General features: G+C 69.1%; 25 protein-coding genes. 16 read left to right on the top strand and 9 right to left on the bottom strand.

What is annotated here, in order from left to right; all coding sequences use genetic code 11:
- Positions 1–4 precede the first annotated feature (4 nt).
- From ABFT43_RS18510 to ABFT43_RS18490, 5 genes are all read right to left on the bottom strand, one after another.
- Positions 5–658 (bottom strand): SDR family oxidoreductase, encoded by a 654-nt coding sequence (locus ABFT43_RS18510; protein ID WP_347961761.1) that lies wholly within the window; start codon positions 656–658, stop codon positions 5–7.
- Positions 659–798: 140 nt separating this feature from the next.
- A complete protein-coding gene (locus ABFT43_RS18505; protein WP_347961760.1) occupies positions 799–1,071 on the bottom strand; it encodes a GlsB/YeaQ/YmgE family stress response membrane protein in 273 nt (90 codons plus the stop codon).
- 193 nt (positions 1,072–1,264) lie between these two features.
- Positions 1,265–1,702, bottom strand: coding sequence for a lipoprotein LpqH (locus ABFT43_RS18500; RefSeq protein WP_347961759.1), 438 nt, complete (start codon positions 1,700–1,702; stop codon positions 1,265–1,267).
- A gap of 134 nt (positions 1,703–1,836) precedes the next feature.
- Entirely contained in the window at positions 1,837–2,703 is an 867-nt protein-coding gene (locus ABFT43_RS18495; RefSeq protein ID WP_347961758.1) for a ParA family protein, read from the bottom strand.
- Positions 2,704–2,856: 153 nt separating this feature from the next.
- The gene (locus tag ABFT43_RS18490) at positions 2,857–4,230 is read right to left on the bottom strand and encodes an oxygenase MpaB family protein (RefSeq protein WP_347961757.1); all 1,374 of its coding nucleotides are present in this window, start codon (positions 4,228–4,230) and stop codon (positions 2,857–2,859) included.
- A 262-nt stretch (positions 4,231–4,492) separates the two neighbouring features.
- Between ABFT43_RS18490 and ABFT43_RS18485 the strand changes: the two genes are divergently transcribed.
- Complete coding sequence (locus ABFT43_RS18485) at positions 4,493–5,158, top strand: hypothetical protein (RefSeq protein WP_347961756.1); 666 nt, start codon at positions 4,493–4,495, stop codon at positions 5,156–5,158.
- 7 nt (positions 5,159–5,165) lie between these two features.
- On the opposite strand, the gene ABFT43_RS18480 is transcribed toward ABFT43_RS18485, so the two are convergent.
- Both ABFT43_RS18480 and ABFT43_RS18475 read right to left on the bottom strand, forming a co-directional pair.
- Positions 5,166–5,363, bottom strand: coding sequence for a hypothetical protein (locus ABFT43_RS18480; RefSeq protein WP_347961755.1), 198 nt, complete (start codon positions 5,361–5,363; stop codon positions 5,166–5,168).
- Between the two features lie 111 nt (positions 5,364–5,474).
- Positions 5,475–5,948, bottom strand: a complete 474-nt coding sequence (locus ABFT43_RS18475) for an NUDIX hydrolase (protein ID WP_347961754.1) — start codon at positions 5,946–5,948, stop codon at positions 5,475–5,477.
- Between the two features lie 121 nt (positions 5,949–6,069).
- On the opposite strand from ABFT43_RS18475, the gene ABFT43_RS18470 reads away from it, so the two are divergent.
- From ABFT43_RS18470 to ABFT43_RS18425, 10 genes are all read left to right on the top strand, one after another.
- The gene (locus tag ABFT43_RS18470) at positions 6,070–7,296 is read left to right on the top strand and encodes an aminotransferase class I/II-fold pyridoxal phosphate-dependent enzyme (protein ID WP_347961753.1); all 1,227 of its coding nucleotides are present in this window, start codon (positions 6,070–6,072) and stop codon (positions 7,294–7,296) included.
- A gap of 38 nt (positions 7,297–7,334) precedes the next feature.
- A complete protein-coding gene (locus ABFT43_RS18465; RefSeq protein ID WP_347961752.1) occupies positions 7,335–8,546 on the top strand; it encodes a methyl acetate hydrolase AcmB in 1,212 nt (403 codons plus the stop codon).
- 271 nt (positions 8,547–8,817) lie between these two features.
- Positions 8,818–10,200 (top strand): FAD-binding oxidoreductase, encoded by a 1,383-nt coding sequence (locus ABFT43_RS18460; protein WP_347961751.1) that lies wholly within the window; start codon positions 8,818–8,820, stop codon positions 10,198–10,200.
- A 32-nt stretch (positions 10,201–10,232) separates the two neighbouring features.
- Positions 10,233–11,372: a LuxR C-terminal-related transcriptional regulator gene (locus ABFT43_RS18455; RefSeq protein WP_347961750.1), complete on the top strand. Its 1,140-nt coding sequence runs from the start codon at positions 10,233–10,235 to the stop codon at positions 11,370–11,372.
- A 317-nt stretch (positions 11,373–11,689) separates the two neighbouring features.
- A complete protein-coding gene (locus ABFT43_RS18450) occupies positions 11,690–13,465 on the top strand; it encodes an acyl-CoA dehydrogenase (protein ID WP_347961749.1) in 1,776 nt (591 codons plus the stop codon).
- Between the two features lie 65 nt (positions 13,466–13,530).
- Positions 13,531–14,292, top strand: coding sequence for an SDR family NAD(P)-dependent oxidoreductase (locus ABFT43_RS18445; protein ID WP_347961748.1), 762 nt, complete (start codon positions 13,531–13,533; stop codon positions 14,290–14,292).
- A gap of 59 nt (positions 14,293–14,351) precedes the next feature.
- A complete protein-coding gene (locus ABFT43_RS18440; RefSeq protein WP_347961747.1) occupies positions 14,352–14,885 on the top strand; it encodes a PH domain-containing protein in 534 nt (177 codons plus the stop codon).
- Positions 14,872–16,401: a PH domain-containing protein gene (locus tag ABFT43_RS18435; protein ID WP_347961746.1), complete on the top strand. Its 1,530-nt coding sequence runs from the start codon at positions 14,872–14,874 to the stop codon at positions 16,399–16,401. Before ABFT43_RS18440 ends, ABFT43_RS18435 begins: the two co-directional genes overlap by 14 nt.
- A gap of 145 nt (positions 16,402–16,546) precedes the next feature.
- Complete coding sequence (locus tag ABFT43_RS18430) at positions 16,547–18,403, top strand: hydroxysqualene dehydroxylase (RefSeq protein WP_347961745.1); 1,857 nt, start codon at positions 16,547–16,549, stop codon at positions 18,401–18,403.
- Positions 18,404–18,442: 39 nt separating this feature from the next.
- Complete coding sequence (locus ABFT43_RS18425; protein WP_347961744.1) at positions 18,443–19,060, top strand: TetR/AcrR family transcriptional regulator; 618 nt, start codon at positions 18,443–18,445, stop codon at positions 19,058–19,060.
- 156 nt (positions 19,061–19,216) lie between these two features.
- On the opposite strand, the gene ABFT43_RS18420 is transcribed toward ABFT43_RS18425, so the two are convergent.
- Positions 19,217–19,714 (bottom strand): NUDIX domain-containing protein, encoded by a 498-nt coding sequence (locus tag ABFT43_RS18420; RefSeq protein ID WP_347961743.1) that lies wholly within the window; start codon positions 19,712–19,714, stop codon positions 19,217–19,219.
- A 76-nt stretch (positions 19,715–19,790) separates the two neighbouring features.
- On the opposite strand from ABFT43_RS18420, the gene ABFT43_RS18415 reads away from it, so the two are divergent.
- The 5 genes from ABFT43_RS18415 (at position 19,791) to rsgA (ending at position 24,622) form a co-directional block, all read left to right on the top strand.
- The gene (locus ABFT43_RS18415; RefSeq protein ID WP_347961742.1) at positions 19,791–21,488 is read left to right on the top strand and encodes a nucleobase:cation symporter-2 family protein; all 1,698 of its coding nucleotides are present in this window, start codon (positions 19,791–19,793) and stop codon (positions 21,486–21,488) included.
- 71 nt (positions 21,489–21,559) lie between these two features.
- Positions 21,560–21,817, top strand: a complete 258-nt coding sequence (locus ABFT43_RS18410; protein ID WP_347961741.1) for a hypothetical protein — start codon at positions 21,560–21,562, stop codon at positions 21,815–21,817.
- The gene (locus tag ABFT43_RS18405; RefSeq protein WP_347961740.1) at positions 21,817–22,200 is read left to right on the top strand and encodes a VOC family protein; all 384 of its coding nucleotides are present in this window, start codon (positions 21,817–21,819) and stop codon (positions 22,198–22,200) included. Before ABFT43_RS18410 ends, ABFT43_RS18405 begins: the two co-directional genes overlap by 1 nt.
- Before the next feature lie 49 nt (positions 22,201–22,249).
- Positions 22,250–23,515, top strand: coding sequence for a 3-phosphoshikimate 1-carboxyvinyltransferase (gene aroA, locus ABFT43_RS18400; protein WP_347961739.1), 1,266 nt, complete (start codon positions 22,250–22,252; stop codon positions 23,513–23,515).
- Between the two features lie 60 nt (positions 23,516–23,575).
- Complete coding sequence (gene rsgA, locus ABFT43_RS18395) at positions 23,576–24,622, top strand: ribosome small subunit-dependent GTPase A (RefSeq protein ID WP_347961738.1); 1,047 nt, start codon at positions 23,576–23,578, stop codon at positions 24,620–24,622.
- Here the strand turns inward: rsgA and ABFT43_RS18390 are convergent.
- The gene (locus ABFT43_RS18390) at positions 24,564–25,772 is read right to left on the bottom strand and encodes a fatty acid desaturase family protein (protein WP_347961737.1); all 1,209 of its coding nucleotides are present in this window, start codon (positions 25,770–25,772) and stop codon (positions 24,564–24,566) included. The two genes, rsgA and ABFT43_RS18390, sit on opposite strands and share 59 nt — an antisense overlap.
- Positions 25,773–25,828: the final 56 nt, after the last annotated feature.

The raw sequence follows: 25,828 nt of genomic DNA, 5'->3' as shown, positions 1-25,828 counted from the left end.
GGCGTCAGACCTGTGCCACCGCGTCGGGGATCGGGGTGTCGCCGTCGTTGAACTCGATGACCTTGTGCACGGCGTTCGGGTGGTTCAGGACCTCGGCGGCGACCGCGGCCACGTTGTCGCGGCTCACCTCGTCGCCCGCCGTGCGCGCCCCGCCGACGGCGATCTTGCCGGAGCCGGGCTCGTCGGTGAGGCGACTCGGTCCGAGAATCGTCCAGTCGAGGTCGCTCGCCTTGAGGTAGGTGTCGGCGGCGGCCTTCGCCTCGGCATAGGCGTAGAACGAGTTGTCTTCGGGGACACCGTGATCGGGGCCTGCGCCGAAGTAGGACACCATGATGTAGCGTTTGATCCCGACCTTGGCCGCGGCGTCGACCGAACGGATCGCGGCGTCGCGGTCGACGGCGTAGGTGCGGGCCGGGTTCCCCCCTCCCGCGCCGGCGGACCAGACCACCACGTCGTGATCGGCGATCGCGGTGGCGATGCCGGTGGCGTCCAGGTGTTCCACATCGGCGACGACCGGTTCGGCGCCGGTCTCGGCGACGTCCTGCACGTGTTCGGGATTGCGGATGATCGACGTCACGTCGTCGCCCCGGTCGCTCAGGATCCTCGCCAGGCGCAGCGCGATCTTTCCGTGTCCTCCGATGATGGCCACTCGAGTCACTGGTTGCTCACTTTCGGTCGCTCTTGAGGGGTCGCAAGCGGTTGCGTCCCAACGTACCCACCCCGGCGGCACCGCACCGGGACATGACACCGCCCCGGCACGCACGCGGTGCGCACGGGCCGGGGCGGTGGATCTCGGTGTCAGACGTGAGTGCGTCGCCCGGTGACCGCCTTGACGATCGCGAGCAGGATGCACGCGCCCGCCAGGCATGTGATGAAGCTGAAGATCCATCCGGCGCCTTCCACGTCGACGCCGAACACCTTCAGCAGGAAACCGCCGATCAGACCGCCGATCACACCGACCACGATGTTGAGCAGGATGCCCTGCTGAGCATCGGTCTTCATGATCTTCGAGGCGATCCAGCCTGCGAGTCCGCCGATGATGATCCACGCGATGATGCCGATTCCCAGCATGTCTGCCTCCTATGTCGCCAATGGTCTAGAGCGTGGAGATCGTCCGGATCGTCGAGATCGTGCGATTTGCCACAAAACTCAAGTTACCCACGCGGGACATACTCAAACCCGGCCGAGAAGATCCGTGTGCACATCGAGACCGCCGCGACCATCATCCCGAGACATTGATCGGGCATGGGGGATCGATTCCGCCCTAGGGACAGGTCACCTTGATCTCGTATCCCTTGGTGACCGGCTCGGCCGGCCTCGTGAGATCGACGCCGGTCGCCTCGCCGGTGATGGTGTAGGTGTCCCCGTCCTTGGCCGCCTCGGCACTCCCGCCCCCGAGCCCCTTCCGGAATCCGAGGGTCACGCCGTCCACCGAGCCCAGCCCGACGGACTCGACCTCCGGATCGTCGCCGGTCGTCAACACCACGCCCACGCCGGATGTCCCGGTTCCGGCGCCGATCCCGATCGTGACCTTGCCATCGGCCTCGGTGCAGCCGACGGTCTCGTCGGACAGCTCGAGCTTCTGGCCGTCGACCGTCACCGACGCCTGGCCGGGCGATTCCGCCTCGTCGGAACCGCAGGCCGAGACCGCCACGGCCAGTGCCGCCGCGCCGAGTACCGAGGCGATGTGCACCTTCTTCATGAGCAACTCCTGGGAGGTCGTGGAGCGCCGCCGGTCGGCGAACCCGTGAATGAACCTAGCCCGCCCGGCTCCGGTCCGCCGCCGGATCGCCGGAACGACGATGTGCCGGCGAAGCCGCTGGGAGGTCGGGGTTCTCAACCGGTCGGGGCGAGCTTGACGTCGGCCTCGATCATGACCGCGCGGGTGAGGTCCCGGAACTGGTCGTAGTGGCCGTGGTAGCCGTACTTCGCGTGCAGGCTGGGCCGGCGGCCGTGTTCGGCGGCGGCGCCGATCGCGTTGGACTCGTGTACGTACACCGGCAGGATGTTCTGGATGGTCGGGTCCCGCCGGAGCCGGTGCACGGTCTCCCGATGCAACGTCGACGACGCCCGGTACTTGGTGACGACGACACCCAATTCGACGATGTGGCGGCCGATCTCGTCGGAGAAGTCGGCCACCTGCCGCTGAATGTGGGGAATCGCGTAGGTGGACAACACATCCGGGATCGTGGGGATGAGGTACCCGCCGGCCATGGCGAGTCCGTTGAGGCTGAACGGCCCGACGTTGGGCGGGCAGTCGATCAGCACGTAGTCGTAGCGCGGCAGGATCGGCGCGAGCGCACGGCGCAGCACGTCGACCGCGGCGAGGTGGTCGTCGAGGACGACCCGCCGCGCACTCATCTCCTCCTGGAGGTCGATGAGATCCAGCGACGACGGGACGAGGTCGATCCCGGTGAGACCGTCGATCGACGAGACATCGCGCTGGACGGTGCGCTCGAGGTCGAACCGGCGTGTGCCGTCGAGGACGTCGGCGAACAGGGTGGCGACGGTGTGCCCGCGCCTGTTGAGCGCGTCCCAGCGCTGTTCCCCGATCATCATCGTGGTGAGGCTCGTCTGGGCATCGAGGTCGATGAGCAACACCTTCTTGCCGAACACCCCGGCGAGGAAGTCGGCGAGACCCGCCGTGAGCGTCGTTTTCCCGACCCCGCCCTTGAGGCTGATGGTCGCGATCACCGTCGGCATGGGAGTCCTCGGTCTGCTCGTCTCCGGGTGCTCTCTTCTCCTGGCACCGTCCGCGATCAGATTAGCCGAGGTCACGCCTCCTCACCTGCGATGTTGCCGAGCCCGGGGAGCCGCCCCCGCCGGCCGTCCCCGCAGGTGCGCCCCCCGTGTCGATCAGCCGGTCTTGCCGAGGGCCTCGACCCGGCGGTCGTGACCGGCGAAGGTGGGTCCGCGGCCGCCGTCCTGCTCGGCGGCGAGCCTGGAGAAGGCGTCGTGCATGACGGCCCAGTAGGTGTCGCCCTTGGCCCGACGCTTGTCGGCGCGCTTCCAGTACCCCGGGATGCGCCGGTCGATGTTGGCCAGCCGTGCCTGCGCGGTGATGAGTTTCGGCGCGAGGCGCCCGATCCGGGTCGGTTCGGGAGTGCCGGTGATGCGCGGCCCGAGGAACTGTCCGCCGATGAAGAAGTACAGGCCGTGCAGGGCCTGGTGGATCGCCGACTTCACCGCGGCGTCGACGAGCGGGACGTGCACCCTGTCCATCAGGGTGCCGAGCATCATCTCGGAGACGTCGTTGAGCGCCTCGGCATACTGCGAGGGCGGCTCCATCACGGCGTACCCGTAGTCGAGCAACTCCACCGCCTCGCCGAAGGTGCGCGGGATCATCGCCTCGCGGATGCCCAGGATGTGGCCGATGTAGGACCAGAAGATGTTGAGGTCCTCGAGGTCGCGGTACTCGTAGCGGCGGCCGTAGTTGATGTCGTACATGAGATTGGCGACGCCGAACGACGGGATGCCGCCGGACATCTCGGCGTTGGAGATCGGCACGCCGTGCTCGGCGACCCACTCCTCGCCCCATTTCTTCCGGAGCATCATGCGGGCCTGGGCATGCATGAGACGGACACGGACCGCGTTCTTGAACGCCGTGCCGAACCGATCCAGCGCGCCCGGCGCCGGGAGGTGCACCCAGAACTCGGCGGACTCCAGGGACCGGTTGATCATGTGGCGCTGCATCCGGCCCATCGTGCCGACCGCGTCGCCGACCGACCCGCCCTGGACGGTGGCCAGGGTGTTGAGGAAGATCAGCGACGCCTTGCCCGCCGGGGTCACGCTGTTGGCGACGATCGCACCGCGGTCGACGCGCTCCCGGGTGATCCAGGAGGGCGGGTTGTCGATGTGCTCGTACAACCGGACGAGCTCATGCGGCGGGTCGTCGAGGGTGTCGAGGCCGAAGTTCAGCGCACGCTCGAACATCTCGCGGCCCTTGCGCGGAGGCAGTCGGCGGAACATCTGCACGACCGCGTCCATCTCCGGGTCGCCGATCCACAGGTGGTCCTTGGCGCGGGCCACGATGCCGTCGGTCTCCGGGAGCCGGTCCTGCACGTCGACCCAGCCGTCCAGCAGGCGGTGACGGGCCGGGGTCCAGTCCGGGTTGAACCTCGGCCGCTTCGGGGGCGCCGGTCGCAGTGGGCGCCCCAGCACGGGATCGACGGGCGCGTCCGGCGGCGGTGGGGGCGCGAGGAGGTCGTAGTCGTCGAGCGCGGTCGTCATGGCGGTCTCCATGCGGTCGGGTCGACCGGAGAGGTCGACAACCAAGTTATCTTGGTTACCTACCTTACCGCGTTGGTCGCCGGATCGTGTATCTCGATTGGACAACTCGATCACGATCGACCACCCGTAGGACAGACAGGAATCGCGGGCTCCCGGCAGAATCGCGGGGCGGATTCTTCCCGCGATCCTCCGAGCAGGTCGCGATTCTGCGATGTGTCGGAAAAGCCCGACTGCGCCCGAACTCCGCGAGAAAAGGACAGCCATGACCATTCGCCCGCCAGAGATCTCAACCCTGACGACGACCGCCGGGAAGCTGACCGCCGGACTGGCCCTTACCGTGGCGGCGTTCACGACCGCACTGGCACCGGGCGCCTCGGCCGCCCCGTCGGACGTCACGGTGTCGCCGTCGGTGTCGGGGCAGACGATCACGCTCACCATCGCCAGCAAGGCGGCCGAGCCGGTCGGCTGCGAGGTCTTCGGCGTGCCGGCAGACACCGCCCCCTCCGCGGAACGTGTGGGGTTCGGCTACGAGACGCCCGAGAAACCCGGCGCACTCATCGGCCCCGGCTCGTCGAAGACGGTGACCCTGCGGACCGCGACCGGGACGCCGCCGAAGCCGAACGGGTCGACGACGATCCCCGCCGGCACGTACGACATCCACTGGGCCTGCGCATCGGTGACGTTGCCCGCGGGCACGGCCGACGAGTACTGGGGCACCACTCCGCCACTGGCACAGGCGACCTCGACCGCCGAGCCGGTCCGGGTCACGGTGCCGGGCACGGCTCCCGAGAAGCCGGCGGAGGACAGGCCGGAATCCCCGGGGAGATCGGCCATCCCGGGCATCCCGGAGCTCACGATCCCCGACTACATCTGGGAACTGTGCGGCACGGACAACTGCGTCCCGCTGCCGCCGGCGTCGCTCCCCTGATCGGCCGCTACAGCGGCGTCGGGTGCTTGTCCTTCGACCTCGACCGGAACAGCAGCACGTAGCCACCGTAGAGCGCGAGACCGATGAGCGCGATCCAGAAGAGGCCCTTGAGCAGCGGGCCGATCACGGCGAGGGCGATGAGCACCACGACGACGACGCCGAGGATCTTCCAGAGGGTGTTGGAGGAGTTCGTTGTTGTGTTCATGTCAGCGAGTCTCCGCCGCCGGGAACCGGAAATCCACAGGTCAGCGCGTATATGGGGCGAAGTTCAGGGGGTTCCCTGAGGCGACCCCGAACGCGGCGGGCGCACATCCGGTCAGCGCCGGAACCAGGCCTCGGGGTCGCTGCTCAGAGCCTTGGCGATCCGCAGCCGTGACGTGTCGGCGAGGTCGTCGGGCAGTGCGTCCGGCGTGAACCACCCGACCGCCGAGTTCTCGTCGTCGGCGGCGTGCGGCTCGCCGTCGACGTGGTGGGCCAGGAAGCAGACGTCGAGATACCGCGCCCGGTCGCCGTTCGGATAGGTGATCGGCGGGGTGACGTCGACACTGGTGAGCCGCACGATCTCGGCGGTCACCCCGGTCTCCTCGGCCACCTCCCGCAGCGCCGCGCGTGCCGGTTCCTCACCGGGTTCGAGCACCCCGGAGACCACCGCCCACCGGCCGTTGTCGACGCGCCGCGTCAGCAGGATCCGCCCGTCGGTGTCGAGGACGACGACGCTCACGCCGGACAGCCAGAGCTCACGGTGACCGACCTGGGCACGCAACTCGCGGATGAATTCGGGAATGGGCACCCCCACATCCTCTCCCGACGGCATGGCGGGCGGCGATGCGGGCGCCCCGGCTCACATCCCGCGCCGGCGAACCCCGGACGCGACAGCCCGGCGCACCTCGGCGACGAGCAGAATGTCAACCATGAAGATCTCCCGCCGAGCCGAACAGATCGCGCCGTTCTATGCGATGGAAGTCGCGAGGGATGCCGCGGAGCTCGAGGCGAAGGGCCACCACATCGTCAAGCTCAACATCGGCGAGCCCGACTTCGGGCCGCCGCCGGAGGTCCTCGCCGCAGCGCGCGAGGTCAGCGACGGCCGCCCCCTCGCCTACACCGGCGCGCTCGGCCTGCCGGAACTGCGGTCGGCGATCGCGGAGTTCTACGGCACGCACTTCCGCGCCGAGGTCGACCCGCGCCGGGTGGCGGTCACCTCCGGGGCGTCGGCCGCGCTGTTGCTGGCGTGCGCGGCACTCATCGATCCGGGTGACGGGGTGCTGATCGGCGACCCGTCGTATCCGTGCAACCGGCAGTTCGCCACCGCGTTCGGCGCCGACGTCACGCTGCTGCCGACGACCGCCGAGACCCGTTTCCAGGTGACCGCCGAGACGGTCGCCCGGGCCTGGACCGACGCCACCCGCGGCGTCATCGTGGCCACCCCGTCCAATCCGACCGGCACGTCGATGCCATACGACGAGCTGATCGCGATGACCGATCTCGTCGCCGAGCGCGGCGGGTGGTCGATCGTCGACGAGATCTACCTCGGCCTGTCCGATCCCGGCCCGGACGGACGCCCACCGCGCAGCGTGCTGGCGACCTCCTCCCCCGGCACGGCCGCCGGCACGGTGGTGATCAACAGCTTCTCCAAGTACTTCGGCATGACCGGGTGGCGCCTGGGCTGGTGCATCGTGCCCGACGAACTCGTCGGCGTGCTGGAGCGGCTGGCACAGAACTTCTACGTGTGCCCGCCGACGCCGTCGCAGTTCGCCGCGCTCGCATGCTTCACCCCGGAGTCGCTGTCGGTCGCCGAGGACAACCGGCGCGAGTTCGCGCGGCGCAGGCAACTGGTCGTCGACGGTCTCGCGCGCATCGGGCTCGACGTGCCGGTGGTGCCCGACGGCGCGTTCTACGTCTACCTCGACGTCGGCTCGACGGGACTCACGTCGTCGGAGTTCTGCGAGCGGGTCCTGCACGAGGCGCACGTCGCGCTCACCCCGGGCAAGGACTTCGGCGTCGCCGGCGCCGAGCAGTACGTGCGGCTGTCGTATGCGGCGTCGACCGAGGACCTGACCCTCGCGATCGAACGGCTCGGTGAGTTCGTGGGCGCGCGAAACCCCGGTGAAAGGCGCGTGACCTCGCCACCGGGCCGATAGGGTGTGATCCGTACCACTCGTCGAGCCGGGAGCAGCGAATGAGCACGGCCGATCTCGACACCGTCGACCCCGGGCGGATCGAACGGGAGACGGGCCGGGTCCTCCGCGCGAGCATCGAGGGCGCACCGCGGATCCCGGGGATCGTCGCCGGGGTGACGACCGATCGGCGGACCGCCTGCCTCGACGCCGTCGGCGTCCGATCGATCGACGGCGACGCTAGGATGACCACCGACTCGGTGTTCGTCCTGTTCTCCACCTCCAAGGCGATCACCGCGACCGTCGCGCTACAGCTCGTCGAGAAGGGACAACTCGACCTACACGCGCCGGCAGCCGAATACGCCCCGGCGATCGGTGACCTGCAGGTGATCGCCGGCTTCGACGACAACGGCAGCCCACGCCTGCGGCCGCCGACGACGCCGATCACCACACACCACCTCCTCACGCACACAGCGGGTTTCGGCTACTCGTTCTTCAACGAGACCTACCACGTGCTCGAGACCGAGCACGGGCAGCCCCCGATCTCCACCGCGACGATGGCCGCGTTGCGCACACCACTGCTGTTCGACCCGGGCACGCAGTGGGAGTACGGCTCCAACATCGACTGGGTCGGCCAGGTCGTCGAGGGCATCACCGGACAGCGCCTCGGCGAGGTGATGAGCGACCGGGTGTTCTCCCCACTCGGCATGTCCGACACCGCATTCGGACTCTCCGGCGACACCCGGCACCGGCGCGCGATTCTGCACCACCGGCACGGTGACGGCCTCGTCGCCGATCCCGGCTGGGAGCGGCCGCCCGACCCGGAGGTCCAGATGGGCGGACAGGGACTCTATTCCACCGTCGGCGACTACCTGAAGTTCCTGCGTATGTGGTTGCGCAACGGCGAATCCGATTCCGGCGACCGTGTTCTCGCGCCGGAGACGGTCGAGTTGGCATTGCGCGATCAACTCGGCGAGCTGCGCGTCCACAAGCTGCCCGGGCTCGATCCACGACTCACCAACGACGCCGAATTCTTCCCCGGCACACCGAAATCCTGGTCATACGCATTCATGATCAACGAGTCCGACGCCCCGGCCGGACGTCCGGCCGGTTCGCAGGGCTGGGCCGGGCTGGCGAACCTCTATTACTGGATCGACCCGCTGAACCGGATCGGCGGCTTCTGGGCCACCCAGATCCTGCCGTTCTTCGACCCCGCCGCGGTGGCGGCCTATCTCGACTTCGAGACCGCGGTGTATCGCGCACTGAGCGTCTGAGAACGACGGGCACGTCGCGGACACCATCGCGAAAGGCCCACGGCACACCGCATCCCAGATTTCTGGGACACCCCCGATCCCAGCACCGCCGTCGGAACATCTCCGATTTTCGAGGGATGGCGGGAACAAGAGGCGCTCGGCGAGTCTGGGTGCCATGAACACACCGATCAGCGCCGCGCGGGCCGGTGACCCGCTGTGCGCGGCTCTCCCCCGCTCCACCCCTCCCCTCCACCCCGCCTGTCCGAAATCCCGCTCCCGGAAGGAAGATCCCGTGTCCATCACCTCCGAACCCCTCGAGTCCGCGTCGTTCGACTCCCTGCTGTCGGCCGTCTCCGGTCCGGTCTTCACGCCGGCCGACGAGGGCTACGCCGGCGAACTCAGCGGCTTCAACCTCATCGCCGCCCCGGCCGCGGACGTGGTCGTCGCCGCCGAGAGCGCCGACGACGTCGCCGCCGCGGTCCGGTATGCACGGGCCAACGGCCTGCGCGTCGGCGCCCGCGCCACCGGGCACGGCCTGCCGATCGAAGGACGCGGCACCGTGGTGATCACGACCTCTCGCCTGAACCAGGTGACGGTCGACCCGGTCGCCCGGACCGCACGTGTCGGCGCCGGTGTCCGCTGGCGCGACGTCATCGCCGCCACGGCGCCGCACGGACTGACCGGCGTCGTCGGGTCCTCGTCGTCGGTGGGCGTCGTCGGCTACACGCTGGGCGGCGGGCTCAGCCCGCTCGGCCGCCAGTTCGGTTGGGCCGCAGACCATGTCCGCTCGATCGAGCTGGCGACCGCGGACGGCCACATCCGCACGGTGGACGCCTCGGCCGGCTCGGACCTGTTCTGGGCGATCCGCGGCGGGCGGGACGGCTTCGGCATCGTCACCGCGATCGAATTCGAACTCTTCGATCTCCCCACGATCTACGGCGGCGGCATCTTCTTCGCCGGCTCGGCGGCGCGAGATGTGTTGCACGCCTGGCGCGAATGGGCCCCGTCCCTGCCGGAGGAGGCGGGCACGTCGATCGCCGTCCTGCGTCTCCCACCGGACCCGAACCTGCCCGCCCCGCTGCAGGGTCGGCTCGCGGTGCACGTGCGGTACACCCATACGGGTGATCCCGCCACGGCGGCCGCGCTGCTCGCCCCGATGCGCACCGCCGGCCCGATCCTGCTGGAGAACGTCGACATCCTGCCGACCGCGGCCCTCGACGCCGTGCACATGGACCCGCCCGGTCCGATGCCGAGCGCCGAGCGCGGAGCGCTGCTGGACGACTTCTCGGCCGAGACCGCCGAAGCGCTGCTCGCGGCGGCGGGGCCGCAGGTCGCGAGCCCGCTGGCCATCGTCGAGGTGCGCCTGCTCGGTGGCCGCCTCACCCGTCCGCAGCGGACGGCCAATGCGGTCGCCGGCCGTCACGGCGCCTTCCACGTCATCGCGATCGGCGTTCCCGCCGGTCCCCTCGCCGACCAGGTCGGTCCGCATCTGCAGGCCGTCACCGACGCGGTGTCGCCGTGGCGCTGCGGCGCCCTGCTCAACTTCTGCGGGCTCCCCGCGGCCGAGCGCGCCGGGCTGTGGGGCACCGAGGACCGGATGCGGCTGGAGTCGATCCGCCGCCGCCACGATCCGACCGGCGTACTCCGGGCGAATGACCCCAGCGTTCTGGGATAGACATCGGTGCAGCTCAGGCCCATCATTGATCAATGATCTCGAGCCTGACGTCCGAGCGCGTGCGCCGCGACATCGACGTCGTGGCGCACGCTGGTCTCGGTCTCGACGAGTTCTTCGCGGAGACGGTGGAGTCACTGCGGCGCGCGGTGCCCGTGGACGCGGCATGCGTGGCCACGTTCGACCCGAACACACTGATGCTCACCTCCGCACGCAAGTACGGCGACCTGTTCGGCCGCGACGAGCGAGACCACGATTTCGGCCTCCTCGAGTACGGCGGCTGTGAACCCTCCAGTTACCGGGAGCTGGCGACGCGCAAGTGTGACGCGGTCGGCATGAACCTGTTCACACGGGGACAGGTGAAACAGTCGGAACGCATGTCCCAGTTGATGATTCCGGAGTACTGCTTCCACGACGAGGCCAGGCTGTCGATTCGCGACGGCGATCGACTGTGGGCCGGGATCGCGATGTTCCGCAGCGGCGCCGGATGCCGCCCGTTCGACGAGGACGAGATCGAATTCCTCGCGTCGCTCTCGCAGACACTCGCCCACGGCGTCCGGATCGGATTGCTCAGCGCGGTCATCACCGAACCCCGGGACTCGATCGCGCACGGCCCCGCGGTGCTGATCATCGACCGCAACAACGAGGTCGTGCAGATGTCCGCCGGCAGCGAGGAGCGGATCGAGGACCTGACCGCCGGACCGAACAGCGCCTCGGCCATAAACCCCATCTTCGGTCTCATCGGCGCGGCCCGCCGCTACGGCACAGGCGAGACCGATGTACCACCGCGCCTGCGGGTGCGCGGGAAGTCGGGGATGTGGCTGGTCCTCAACGCCTCGCCGCTCTCCTCGGCGGACGGGCGCACCGCCGACGTCGTCGTCACCATCGAGGAAGCACGACCGCCGGAGATCATCCCGCTCGTCGTCGAGGCGTTCGGACTGACCGCCCGCGAACGGGACGTGACGCAGATGGTGCTGCAGAACGTGGCCACCAAGGACATCGCCGCGGCGCTGCACGTGTCCGCCTATACGGTCCAGGACCATCTGAAGTCGATCTTCGACAAGGCCGGCGTACGAAGCCGCCGGGAGCTGATCGCCCGGGTGTATTTCGATCAGTACGCGAACCGCATCGGCGATCGGTTGACCCCGTCGGGATCGTTCGCCGCGACGGAGTGACCCTGGGCGGCGGAGACCGGGACGATGCCACCCCCGCCGCATGGCACCGTACCCCGGTCGTCCACGAGAAAATTCACGCCATAACCTGGGTTATTCACGATCGTGAACCTCCTGTAGTCCAACACAAGGGCACCACCTTTACAAGCAAACATGGCAAGGTGTGACCCTCGTAACAGGTGCACAGGCTCGCGAGGCGGGCCCTCCCCGGCGACCCGCCATGGCCGGGGTCACTACCGAGCGGACGATCGGCCGGGCATGATGTTCGGGTGCCCGCCCGCGGGCATCGCAAGCATCCGGTCCGATCACGAGGAAGTGCGATGGCCACACCCATGTCCCGGCGGGACCTCGAGTTCCTGCTGTACGAATGGCTCGACGTCGAGTCACTGACCTCGCGGGACAGGTTCGCCGCCCACTCCCGGGACACCTTCGACGCGGTGCTGGAGCTGTCCGCCGACCTCGCGATGAAGTGCTTCGCCCCCGCCAACAAGATCGGCGACGCGAACGAGCCGTACATCGGCGACGACGGCAAGGTCGTACTGCCCGACGAGATCGTGAACGGCCTCGCCGAGTTCCGCAAGGCCGGTCTGATCGCCGCGTCGTTCGACGAGGAACTCGGCGGCATGCAGCTACCGACCGTCATCCGACAGGCGTCGGCCGTGTGGTTCCAGGCCGCGAACGCCGCGATGTCGTCGTACGGCTTCCTCACCGTCGGCAACGCCAACCTGCTCGCCGAGTACGGCACCCCGGAACAGATCGACACCTGGGTGCGGCCGCTCATCGAGGGCCGCTATTCCGGCACCATGTGCCTGTCCGAACCACAGGCGGGGTCGTCGCTGGCCGACATCACCACCAAGGCGGTCAAGGCCGACGACGGAACCTACCGGATCACCGGCACCAAGATGTGGATCTCGGCCGGCGATCACGAACTGACCGAGAACATCGTGCATCTGGTGCTCGCCAAGGTCCCCGGCGGCGGCCCCGGCGTCAAGGGCATCTCGCTGTTCATCGTCCCGAAGTTCCTGCCGGACGGCACCCGCAACGACGTCGCGCTCGTCGGCCTGAACCACAAGATGGGCAACCGGGCCACCACCAACTGCCTGCTGAACTTCGGCGACGGCACCTTCTCCCCCGCAGCGGAACCGGGCGCGGTCGGCTTCCTCGTCGGCGAGGAGCATCGCGGCCTGTCCTACATGTTCCACATGATGAACGAGGCCCGCATCGGCGTCGGATTCCTCGCCACCGCACTGGGTTACGCCGGCTACCAGGCGTCACTCGAGTACGCGAGGGTCCGCACCCAGGGCCGCCCCGTCGACCAGAAGGACCCGTCGACCAAGCCGGTGCCGATCATCGAGCACGCCGACGTCCGCCGCATGCTGCTGGCCCAGAAGTCCTACGTGGAGGGCGCGCTGGCCTTCGAGCTGTTCTGCAGCAAGCTCGTCGACGAGGCCGCCACCGCCACCGACGAGCAGCGCGCCCGCATCAACCTGCTGCTCGAACTGCTGACACCGATCGCCAAGAGCTGGCCGTCGCAGTGGTGCCTGGAGGCCAACAGCCTCGCCATCCAGGTACACGGCGGATACGGGTACACGCGCGAATTCGATGTCGAGCAGTACTACCGAGACAACCGCCTCAACCCCATCCATGAAGGGGCGCACGGCATTCACGGGCTCGACCTGCTGGGCCGCAAGGTCACCATGCAGGGCGGCGCCGCCCTGGCACTGCTCGCCGAGACCATCGCGGCGACCGTCGAGAAGGCCCGCGCGGTGCCCGGGGCAGCCGGCCACGCCGATGCCCTGCAAACCGCCGTCGAGCGGCTGGTGGAGGTGACCGCGCACATCTGGTCGTCGGGCGATCCCAAGCTGGCCCTGGCCAACGCCACGATCTACCTGGAGACCGCCGGCCACATCGTGATCGCCTGGATCTGGTTGGAGCAGTTGCTGGCCGCCCACGGCCGGACCGGGGATTTCTACGACGGCAAACGCGCTGCGGCGCAGTACTTCTTCCGGTACGAACTACCGAAGACAGGACCCCAGCTCGACCTGCTGGCCGCGCTGGACCGCACCACCCTCGACGTCGAACCGTCCTGGTTCTGACGCACCCCACCCCGCGGCGCGGCTCACGGTGAGCGGCGCCGGCACCAGCTGTAAGGGAGACCATGATGTCCGTTCTGGATCTGTTCGACACCACCGGCAAGGTGGTCATCGTGACCGGCGCGTCCTCGGGACTCGGCGTCTCGTTCGCCAAGGGTTTCGCCGAGGCCGGTGCCGACGTGGTGCTCGCCGCGCGCCGGGTGGAGAAGCTGGCCGACACCGCCGCCGCCGTCGAGGCATTGGGGCGCAAGGCACTTGCGGTCCCCGCCGATGTCGCCGATCCCGAGGCGTGCCAACGCGTGGTCGATGCCGCGATGGAGACCTTCGGCAAGGTCGACGTGCTGATCAACAACGCCGGCATCGGCACCGCTCATCCCGCGACGCGCGAGACCCCCGAACAGTTCCGCGAGGTCATCGACATCAATCTCAACGGTTCGTACTGGATGGCGCAGGCGTGCGGCCGGGTCATGCAGCCGGGGTCGGCGATCGTCAACATCTCGTCGATCCTCGGCATCACCACCGCCGGCCTGCCGCAGGCCGCGTACGCCGCGAGCAAGGCCGGCGTCATCGGCCTGACCCGTGATCTCGCCCAGCAGTGGGGCGCACGGAAGGGCATCCGCGTCAACGCGATCGCGCCCGGATTCTTCGAGACCGAGATGACCGACCACTACAAGCCCGGCTATCTGGAGTCGCAGATGCCGCGTGTGGTCCTCGGCCGCACCGGTCACGGCGAGGAGCTGGCGGCCACCGCCATCTGGCTGTCGTCGGCCGCTTCCGGTTACGTCACCGGCCAGACCATCGCGGTCGACGGCGGCGTGACGCTGACCTGATCCGGGCTCGTGGTTCGCAAAGCGAACAGCTGACGGAAGTCGGTCCTAGACTGGCCGCAATGGACCCCGCATCTGCCCCACAGCGCACCGGCGCAGCGTCCTCGGTTCACCCGACGCTGCGCGAACCGGTCAATCAGGTCGATCCGCGTGCCAAGACGCTGTGGCGGTTGCCCTCGCTGATCGTCGGTGTTCCGGCGACCATCGCGGCCGTCGTGGTCGCGGTGGTCGCTCCCGACGCCCGCTGGTATGCGGTCGGTGCCGCCCTTGCGGCCGCAGTGCTGACCGCCTTCTACACCACCGTCGTACCGTTGTGGCGGTACCGCTTTCACCGCTGGGAGGTCAGCGACGACGCGGTGTACTCGCAGTCGGGCTGGTTCCTGCGGCATCGGGTGATCATCCCGATCGCCCGTATCCAGGTCGTCGACACCGAGGCGGGCCCGCTCGAGCAGTTGCTCGACCTCGCGAAGCTGACGGTGACGACCGCGTCGTCGGCCGGCACGATCCACATCGCGGGGCTCGACGCCGACCTGGCGCGCGCCACCGCCTCAGATCTGACCATCCGCACCCAGGCGTTCACCGATGACGCAACCTGATCCGGTCCCCCCACCGCCCCATCCGGACCAGGGGTCGCGGCTGCACGTCGACGCGCCGGACGAGTGGCATCGCCTGTCGCCGTGGTTGATGGCGGTCGGTCTGGTCGAGGCGTTGCCGTCGTTGGTCCCGGTGCTCATCGCCCTGGTCTTCGCGGGCCGGTCCGCGCCGTTGCCGACCCTGATCGTGACCGTCGTGATCGTGCCGTTGGTGGCAGTGGTCCCGTGGTGGACGACCTTCTACCAGGTGACCGACGAACACGTCCGCGTGCGAACCGGGTTGCTGAACAAGAAGGTGGCCACCGCACGGCGTGACCGCATCCGTAGCGTCGATCTGACCGCCTCCCTGGTCCACCGGGTGCTCAACCTCCAGAAGGTCACCATCGGCACCGGCGGCGACGACGAGTCGTCTCAGGTCAAGCTGCGTGCCGTCACACTGGCCGAGGCACTGGCCCTGCACGACGAGGTCATGCCGACCGGCCCCTCCGGCGCGACGCCGGCGACCGAGACCGGAACGCCGCCGGCGCCGGCTGCCCCGCCCCGGATCCTGACGCGGTTCCGGTCGAGTTGGCTGCGGTACTCCCCGTTCTCGATGGGCGGCCTCGCGATCGCGGCGGCCATCGGCGGCCTCGGTCTCCAGATCGCCAACGACCTCGGGCTGTTCGAGGAGACGGCGGGCGCGGTCCGGGACACCTACGACACCGTGCGCGGGTTCCCGCTCGCACTGATCGTCGCGGCGGCGATCGTCGTGGTGATCGTCGTCGGCGCGATGTTCTCGGCGATCGGTTACGTGTTGGCCTACTCGGATTTTCGGCTCACCCGGCACCCCGACGGAACGCTGCGCACCGAACGCGGGCTCCTCACGACGAACGCGATCAGCTTCGACGAGAGGCGGATCCGCGGGTCGCACCTGATCGAACCGCTCCTGATGCGGCCGCTGAGGGGCGCCCGGCTGCAGGCCATCGCGATCGGCGCGCACAAGCATCCACTCCTCCTGCCGCCCGCACCGGTGGACGAGGCGATGCGCGTGGCCGGACTGGTCACGCACGAGCAGGCCGAACCGAGGGAGCCGCTCGGCGGACACGGCCGTCCCGCGTTCGTCCGACGGCTCAACCGCGGATTCCTCACCGGTCTCATCGCCTTCGTGGCGATCGCGGCCGCGGTCATCGCGCGCGCCATCCCCGTCGGATGGATCACGGTGGGCGTGCTCCTGGTCGTCGCGTCGACAGCGCTCGGTGCCGTGCGCGCGCGACACCTAGGTCATCGCCTGACCACACGGGCGGTGGTCATCGCACCGCCGACCGTCGCACGCCAGCGCATCGTCGTCGACCGCGACGGAGTCGTCGGCTGGGCGAGTCGGGCGTCGTTATTCCAGCGCCGCGCCGGGGTGTGCACGCTGATCGTCGCGACCGCCGCGGGCGCCGAGCACTATTCGCTCGTCGATGTCGACGAGTCCACCGCTGCCGCCATCGCCGACGACGTGACACCGGAGTGGGTGGCGCCGTTCCTGGTGCGTTGAAACGCTGCCACGTCACAGCCGGCGCGCCCCGACGACCGACCGAGACGTTCCGCGATTCCGGTCCGACCGCCCGAGCGGCTGTGGTAGACATCACACTCAGTTGAGTCAGCACTGACTGTTCTGGGGTCGACGAAGGGTCGGAATCATGTCGGGTGAACAGCGCGCCGCCGTGCGCACCAGCGGGGAGCCGGGAGGGGGTTCGCGAGAGCGCCCCAGCCGTCGCGCGGTTCTGCGGGGTTCGGCCGCCGCGGCGGTGCTCGCCGGAACGGCGGTGGCGCTTCCCCATGCGCAGGTGCCGTCGGCCGGGGCGGTGCCGCGGCCCGGGGTCGGACGCGGACGTGACGTCGCGATCTTCGGCGGCGGGATGGCCGGACTCGCGGCCGCCCACGAGCTCAGCGAGCGCGGTTTCCAGGTCACCGTCTACGAACCGGCCTATCTCGGCGGCAAGGCCCGCAGCTTCGACGTCCCCGGCACCGCGAGCGGCGGGCGTTCCGGCCTGCCCGGCGAGCACGGATTCCGCTTCTACCCCAGCTGCTATCAGCACGTGCCGGAGATGATGCAGCGAATCCCGGTGGGTCGCAGCAACGTTCGCGACCGCCACCTGATCAGCGTCGAGTCGGCGATGATCGCGTTCGACGAATCCGGGTACGCACCCACCACCGCGCCCGCGTCGCTGATCGGGTTCGCCGACCATGCGCACCAGATCGCCACCCTCGACAACCTGCGCAACGCGATGATCACCGGGCTGAAGTTCGTCGTCGACGTCCCGCTCACCGAACTCACCTACTTCGTCTCCCGCGAGCTCGTGATGGCGACCAGCTGCACCGAGCGCCGGCTCGGCCAATGGGAGAACCAGTCGTGGATGCAGTTCGTGAAGGCGAAGGGCAAATCCCGGTCGTACCAGCGGTATCTCGTCGGCGCCCTCACCCGCGCGCTGGTCGCGGCGAAACCCGACACCGCGTCGGCGCGGACCATCGGGCAGATCGGCCTGGCCCTGGCCACCGCCGCCAGCGGCCTGATCCCGCAGTACCGCTCCGACCTGATCCGCGGCGACGTCGACCGAATCCTCAACCGGCCCACCAATCATGCGTGGATCAACCCCTGGGTCGCACATCTCCGCAACCGCGGCGTGCGCTTCGTCATGGGGTCGGGCCTCGCGCAGCTGAACGTCGGTGGCGGCCGGATCACCGGTGCTCGTCTGGACACCGGACAGACGGTCGAGGCCGACTGGTACGTCGCGGCCATGCCGATCGACCGCCTCAAGCCGTTGTTGTCGCCGGCGCTGCTCGACGCCGATCCGTCGCTCGCCGGAATCCATGCGTTGCAAGACGATTGGATGGTCGGCATCCAGTACTTCCTACGCCGCAGATCCGACCTCCCGCCCGGCCACATCGCCGCTCTCGGCACCCCCTGGGCGCTCACCGGACTGTTCCAGGCCGCACCGTGGAACGTCGACTTCACCCGCACCTACGGCGACGGCACGGTCAAGGACTGCCTGTCCATCGACATCTCGGAATGGGAGAAGCCGGGTATCCTCTACGGCAAGCCGGCCAAACAATGCACCAAGCAGGAGATCGCCCGCGAGGTCTGGGCACAGATGAGCAGGGCGATGAACGCCGGCGGGCGAAAGATCCTGCGCTCCGAGGACATCGTGACGTGGTCTCTCGATCCCGGCATCACCTGGTCGGGCAACCGGACCTTCAACGCCACACCGCTGATGGTCAACACGAAGGGTTCGTACGAGAACCGGCCCAACGCGTACACCAAGATCCCGAATCTCTTCATCGGCGGCGACCACGTCCGGAGCAACATCGATCTGGCGACGATGGAGGGAGCCAACGAATCCGGGCGGCGCGTCACCAATGCGATCATCGCCGCCGCCGACAGTCCGGCGCCGAGCGCACAGATCTTCCCGCTGTGGGAGTTGCCGCTGCTCGAACCGCTCAAGCAACTCGACCGGGACCGTTACCGTGCAGGCCTACCGCACATCCTCGACGTGTGACCGGCAGGGCCGCGTGACCGGCAGATCGAGCATCCGGAGGTGAGCGCCTCCGCCGACGCCGCACGACCCGCCGTCCAGCACCGCAGCGGCGTGACGAGGACACGCATCCTCGACGCGGCGATCCGAGTGCTGGTCGAACGCGGGTACTCCGGCGCCAGCACGGTCGCGATCCAGCACGAGGCCGGCGTCAGCCGCGGACGCCTGCTACACCACTATCCGTCGCGGGAGGCGCTGCTGCTGGCCGCCGTCGGGCATCTCGCCACGACGCGGATCACCGAACTGCCGCATCGCGTCGACTGGCCCGACGACCCGATCGCGCGGATCTCCCTGGCCACCGACGTCGGCTGGTCGACGTTCCACCAGCCGTACTTCGTGGCGTCGATGGAGTTGTGGATCGCCGCGCGCACCAACGAGAACCTGCGCATCGCGATGCTGCCGACCGAACGCGAGATCGGCACGACCGTGCGCGAGGCCGTCGCCGGCTTCCTCGGCCCCGAACTCACGTCGTCGCCGAGATACGCCGAGCTGTACCCGATCCTGCTGACGTCGATGCGCGGCGCCGCGATGACCTACCTCATCGACCGCCGTGACCCCCGGTCGGACCCGAATCTGCCGCGATGGAAGGAACTCACGCGGATCTACCTCCTCGACAGGTGACACACGCTGCGCCGCGGGCCACCCGCTCGCCGCGGGAGCGCTTGCCCTGCGCGGGACCGGTCGGTTCCCGCGGGCGTCGGCGCGACGCGGGAACCGAAACGCTCCCGCGGAACATCCGCCCCCGAGAGGAGTTGTCCCTCGGACGCTCCGGCCCGGTCACGACGCGTGTCGGAGCCCCTCGAGCAATCGGTCCACGAACGCGACCTGCGCGGGGTTCAGCTTCGTGCGCGCGGTCTCCGGGTCGAACCACTCGGCCCGGTCGACCTCCGGGAACGACCTCGTGCGGCCAGACCGGGGCGGCCACTCCATCTCGAAGGTGTTGCTGACGACCTCGGACACGTCGAGGTCGCCCTCGACCGCGAAGGCGACGACGCGCTTGCCGCTCTTGAGCCGCACCTCGCCGAGGTCGGTATGCGGGGCGTCGGGCACCGGGGAACCGACTTCCTCGGCGAACTCGCGCCGAGCGGCATCCCACTCCGACTCGCCCGGGTCGACGAGCCCCTTCGGCACCGACCAGGCGCCCTCGTCCTTGCGCGCCCAGATCGGGCCGCCCGGGTGGACGAGGAGGATCTCCACGCCGTCGGGGTTCGTGTCGGCGTGGCGGAACAACAGGATTCCGGCGCTGAGTGGGGTCGACGAGGATCGCGGGGTCACGGATATATCTTCGCGGAAACGTCGCGGACACACGGATGCGCCTTCCCGGAAATACCGGGTCCGTACAAAACGAGGCATGTCGGTCCTCGGTGTGCTCAGGAACGGGAAGACCGGTGCACGTCCGGTCGACGAGATCCCGCCCTTCGTCAAACTCTTCCCGCTCGGCCTCCAGCACGTGCTCGCCATGTACGCCGGCGCGGTCGCGGTCCCGCTGATCGTCGGCGGTGCGATGGTCGGCGCCGGGCACCTCGAGTCCGGCGACATCGTGCATCTGATCATGGCCGATCTGTTCGTCGCGGGTATCGCGACGATCCTGCAGGCCGTCGGCTTCTGGCGGTTCGGCGTCCGGCTGCCCCTGATGCAGGGCGTGACCTTCGCCGCCGTCGGACCGATGATCACCATCGGCACCAACTACGGCATCACCGCCATCTACGGCTCGGTGATCGCCTGCGGCGTGTTCATGATCGCGGTCGCCCCGATCGTCGGACGGCTCATCAGGTTCTTCCCGCCGCTGGTCACCGGCACCATCATCCTCATCATCGGCGTCTCGTTGATGCGCGTCGCGGCCGGCTGGTTCGGTGGCGGCACCGCGTCGGGACCCGACTTCGGCGCCCCCGAGAACATCGGTTTCGGCTTCCTGACGCTGGCGATCATCGTGCTCCTCGAACGATTCGCCCCCGACGCGATCCGGCGCGTGTCGATCCTGGTCGGCCTGGTGATCGGCACCGTGATCTCGATCCCGTTCGGCATGACCGACTGGGACAAGCTGGGCGAGTACCCGTGGGTGGGCGTGCCGCAGCCGTTCCAGTTCGGGATGCCGACCTTCGAGGTCAGCGCGATCATCTCGCTGATCATCGTCGGCCTGGTGATCATGACCGAGACCACCGGCGACATCGTCGCGGTCGGCGAGATCGTCGACGAGAAGATCACGCCGCGCCGCCTGGCCGACGGCATGCGCGCCGACGGCATGGGCACGCTGCTCGGCGGCATCTTCAACACGTTCCCGTATACGGCATTCGCGCAGAACGTCGGCCTGGTGGCCATCACGGGGGTCCGCACCCGCCACGTCGCGACGTGCGCCGGCGTCATCCTGGTGGTCCTGGGCCTGCTGCCGAAGATGGCCGCGATCGTCGAGGGCATCCCGCAGCCGGTGCTCGGCGGCGCCGGCGTCGCACTGTTCGGCATGGTCGCGGCCAGCGGCATCCGGACCCTCGCCAAGGTGAAGTTCGACAACGTCAACGTGCTGGTCGTCGCGATCTCCGTCGGCGTCGCGATGCTGACCGAGGCCAAGATCTATTACACCGACCGCACCCTGGGCAACGCGCCGGTGAACGTCGTCCTCGACATCTACGCGAAGTTCCCGGACTGGTTCCAGACGATCTTCCACTCCGGTATCTCCGCCGGCGCGATCACCGCGATCCTGCTGAACCTGCTGCTGAACTCCCGCAGCGTGTCGTCGGACCCGGTCGACTATCACAACACCGGTGACATCGCCGTCGTCGGAGACCCGACGACCTCCGCCTCCGACGGCGTCCGCGCCCCGGCCTTCGACCCGCGCGACGCGCTGGCCGCCGCGGACCCCGACACCCCGCCGGAGACCCTGCGCTACCTGGCCGATCACGACCCGTCGCTGCACCGGTTCATCGTCACCAACCCGTCGGCACCGAAGGACCTGTGCGACGAGATCACCGATCTCGGCGACCCCAAGGTGATGCGCGTGATCGAGGCCTGGGACGGCAAGACCGCGGGGAAGTTCTCCCAGCGGGGTTCGTGACCCCACAAACCCCGCGGCCGACCGGCGCGACCATCCCCTCTCCGACCCGAAATCGGCCTATCGTGGGGTGCATGTCCTCCAGACTCGAACCCGGTCCCCTCGGAGAGGAACCCGACGACCTGCCCGTCGACGACGACGGTCTGATCGCCGATCCCGATCTGCCGCACGAATACCCGCACGAATCGGCCTTCGCCTTCGGCGACGCCACCCCCATCGGCGTCACCGAGCGCCTGGCCCGGGAACGCGCGGCCTACGAGGCGGCCGGCCCCGCCGATCGCCATCCGGGCCACGCGGTCGGCGGCTCCGCAGGCAGCACCGAGGGGCGCTGATGGAGGTCCTGTCCAGCCGGGTGCTGTTGCTCTCGGCCGATCCCGAGGGCCTGCAGGCGTTCTACCGGGACCGGCTCGGGTTGCCGATCCACCGCGAATACCCCGGCGGCGTCGTCTTCTTCGCCGGCAACGGGCTCATCGAGATCTCGTCGCACCTGAAGGCCGATGCGCCGAACCCGACGAGCGACGCGGTGCTGTGGCTGCAGGTCCGCGACGCCGAGGCCACCGAGAAGCAGTTCCGCGACCGCGGGGTGACCGTCCTGCGCGAACCGCGCCAGGAGCCCTGGGGCCTGATCGAGATGCACGCCGAGGACCCCGACGGACGACGGATCATCGTCGTGGAGATCCCCGCCGATCACCCGCTGCGCAAGGACACCCGGTAGCACCCGGCGGCGTCGAACGGCGCCCAACCCCCATGACAAACTGGACACCATGAGTTCCTGGAGCGCGCCGACCTGCACGGGCGGCCTGGATGCCACCGTCGAGCTGCCCGGTTCCAAGTCCATCACCAACCGTGCGCTCGTCCTCGCCGCGCTCGCCGAGGGCCCGTCGACGGTCCGCGGCACCCTCCGCAGCCGCGACACCAACCTCATGCTCGGCGCCCTCGAGGCGCTCGGCGTGCAGGTGCGCGTCGACCCGGCCTCCGACACCACCGTCTCGCTGGCCCCTGGTCCACTGCACGGCGCCGACATCGACTGCGGCCTGGCCGGCACGGTGATGCGCTTCCTGCCCCCGCTGGCCGCGCTGGCCCGGGGCGAGGTCCGGTTCGACGGCGACCCGCAGGCCCGGGTGCGCCCCCAGACCACGATCCTCGACGCGCTGCGCGGCCTCGGGGTCGAGGTCACCGGCGACCGGCTGCCGTTCACCATCTCCGGCACCGGCAACGTGCGGGGTGGTGAGGTCACCATCGACGCCTCCGGATCGTCGCAGTTCGTCTCCGGGCTGCTGTTGTCGGCTGCCCGGTTCGACGACGGGCTGGTCGTCCGCCACCAGGGACCGCCCGTCCCGTCGACCCCGCACATCGACATGACCGTCGACATGCTCGCCACCGCCGGCGTCGAGGTGGACACCTCCGAACCCGACACGTGGAAGGTCGCGCCCGGCCCGATCCGCGCGGTCGACTGGACCGTCGAACCCGATCTGTCGAACGCGGCGGCATTCCTGGCCGCGGCCGCGGTCACCGGCGGTACCGTGCGCGTCCCCTACTGGCCCGCGGTCACGACCCAGCCCGGCGCCCGCATCGCCGACGTCCTCGCCGCGATGGGCTGCACCGTCGAACTGCTCGACGGCACGCTGAGCGTCCGCGGACCCGAGGTGCTCAAGGCGGTACACCTCGACCTGCGCGACATCGGCGAGCTGACCCCGACCATCGCGGCGCTGTGCGCGCTCGCCGACGGCGAATCCGAGCTCACCGGCATCGCGCACCTCCGCGGTCACGAGACCGACCGGCTGGCCGCGCTGACCACGGAGATCACCCGCCTCGGCGGCATCTGCTCCGAGACCGAGAACGGCCTGCGCATCACCGGGACCACGTTGCACGGCGGCACCTGGGAGTCGTATGCGGATCACCGCATGGCGACCGCCGGCGCGATCGTCGGGCTGGTCACCCCCGGCGTGGTGGTCGACGACATCGAGACGACGGGCAAGACCCTGCCCGACTTCCCCGGCATGTGGCAGAAGATGTTGGGACAGGGGTGATCACACGCCCATGACTGCCATGCGCATGACGTCACGGTTCGCCTCCCCCGGGGTCCGCCGTTGAGCCGGCGGGCCGACAACTACGACGAATCCGATGTCCGGGTTCGTCCGGGCAAGGGAACCCGACCCCGCACCAAGCGTCGCCCCGCGCATGACGACGCGGTCGAGGGCATGGTGGTCTCGAAGGACCGCGGCCGCTGGGGCGTGGTCCTCGGCGGCGACCCGTCACGACGCGTCGTCGCGATGCGGGCACGTGAACTGGGCCGTACCCCGATCGTCGTCGGCGACGAGGTGGCGGTGGTCGGCGACCTGTCCGGCAAGCCGGACACCCTGGCTCGTATCGTGCGCGTCGCCGATCGCCGAACGGTGTTGCGCCGCACCGCCGATGACTCGGACCCGTATGAACGAATCGTGGTGGCAAACGCCGATCAGCTGCTCATCGTGACGGCGATGGCCGACCCGCCGCCGCGCACCGGCTTCGTCGAACGCGCGCTCGCCGCCGCCTATGCCGGCGGACTGGACCCCGTCCTGTGCCTGACCAAGTCCGACCTCGCCGACCCGGCGGAGTTCACCGCGGCCTTCGCCGATCTCGAACTGCCGATCGTCCGCGCGGGCCGGGACGACCCGCTCGACGAGGCGCTCGGCGTTCTGCGCGGCCACATCACCGCACTCATCGGACACTCCGGCGTCGGAAAGTCCACTTTGGTGAATCGTCTTGTCCCCGAAGCGGATCGGGCGACCGGCGAGGTGTCCGGGGTGGGCAAGGGACGGCACACGTCGACCCAGTCGGTGGCGCTGCCGCTGCCCGGCGACGACGCCGCGCCACTCGGCTGGGTGATCGATACACCCGGCATCCGGTCGTTCGGTCTGGCCCACATGGGGACCGACGACATCATCGCGGCGTTCGACGACCTGCGCGAGGCCATCGAGAAATGCCCCAGGGGCTGTACGCATCTCGGCCCACCGGCCGACCCGGAGTGCGCCCTCGACGATCTCGAGGGCCACTCCTACCGGCGCGGCATGGCGGTGCGGAACCTGCTCGCGGCGGTCAGCGGCGGAACAGCCGCCGACGACGCCGCTGTCGAGCCTGACGAATTGCCGTCCTGAGCCCGGTCGCCCGCGGCATGCCGGCGAACCGCTTCTCCGACGCCGTCTCCGGCGCGTCGTCGGCGGTGGCCCACAGGAACCGGTCCGGCAGGGCGAGCTTGTTGATGGTGCGCAGCGTCTGGAAGTACTGCTTCGCGAGCGACCCCGTGGTGTAGGGGATGTCGTACTTGTCGCACAGTTCCCGCACGCGCACCGCGATGTCGGCATACCGGTTGCTCGGCAGGTCCGGGTACAGGTGATGCTCGATCTGGTAGCAGAGGTTTCCGCTGAGGAACGCCAGCGCCGGCCCCGCGTCGAAGTTGGCGGTGCCCAGCATCTGCCGCAGGTACCACTGGCCCTGCGTCTCGTTCTCCAGCGAGTCGACGGTGAACTTCTCTGCGCCGTCGGGGAAATGGCCGCAGAAGATGACCACGTACGCCCACAGGTTGCGGATGAGGTTCGCGGTCAGGTTGGCCGTCAGCGTGTGCTTGAAGTTGGGACCGGACAGTGCCGGGAACAGCACATAGTCCTTGGCGACCTGCTTGGCGATCTTGCGGCCGAACTCCTTGATCTGCGGGATCGCGATCTCTTTCGGCTTCTCGCCCTTGAGGACCTCTTTGAGCTCGAGGTCGTGCAGGCCGATCCCCCACTCGAAGGTCGCGGCCAGCATCACGTTGAACAACGGCTGGAACAGCCGACGCGGCTCCCACGGCTCGTCACGGGTCACGCGCAGGATCTTGTAACCCACGTCGTGATCCATCCCGACCACGTTCGTGTACTTGTGATGGATGTAGTTGTGGGAATGCTTCCAGTGCGGCGACGCGCACACCATGTCCCATTCCCAGGTGGTCGAGTGGACCTCCGGGTCGTTCATCCAGTCCCATTGCCCGTGCATCACGTTGTGCCCGAGCTCCATGTTCTCGATGATCTTCGACAGCGCGAGGGCACCGGTGCCCAGAACCCACAGCGGACGCGAACGGCTGCCGAGCAACGCGAGGCGACCGGCCACCTCCAGGAGCCGGTGGGCGAAGATGGTGCGTCGCAGATAGGTGACGTCCCGCATCCCGCGGTCCGCCTCGATCTCACGGCGGAGCGCGTCGAGTTCGGCACCCAGCGCCTCCACGTCGGCATCGCTCAGGTGCGCGTACTCGTTGATGTCAGTGATGGCCATTGAATTCCATTGTGCCGGTTCGGTCAGTGCCGGGGCGCCCGGGGACGATCGCTCGG

It is taken from the genome of Gordonia aurantiaca (assembly GCF_039939235.1).
Lineage (GTDB): Bacteria > Actinomycetota > Actinomycetes > Mycobacteriales > Mycobacteriaceae > Gordonia.
This window is presented reverse-complemented; position numbering and strand designations above follow the sequence as displayed.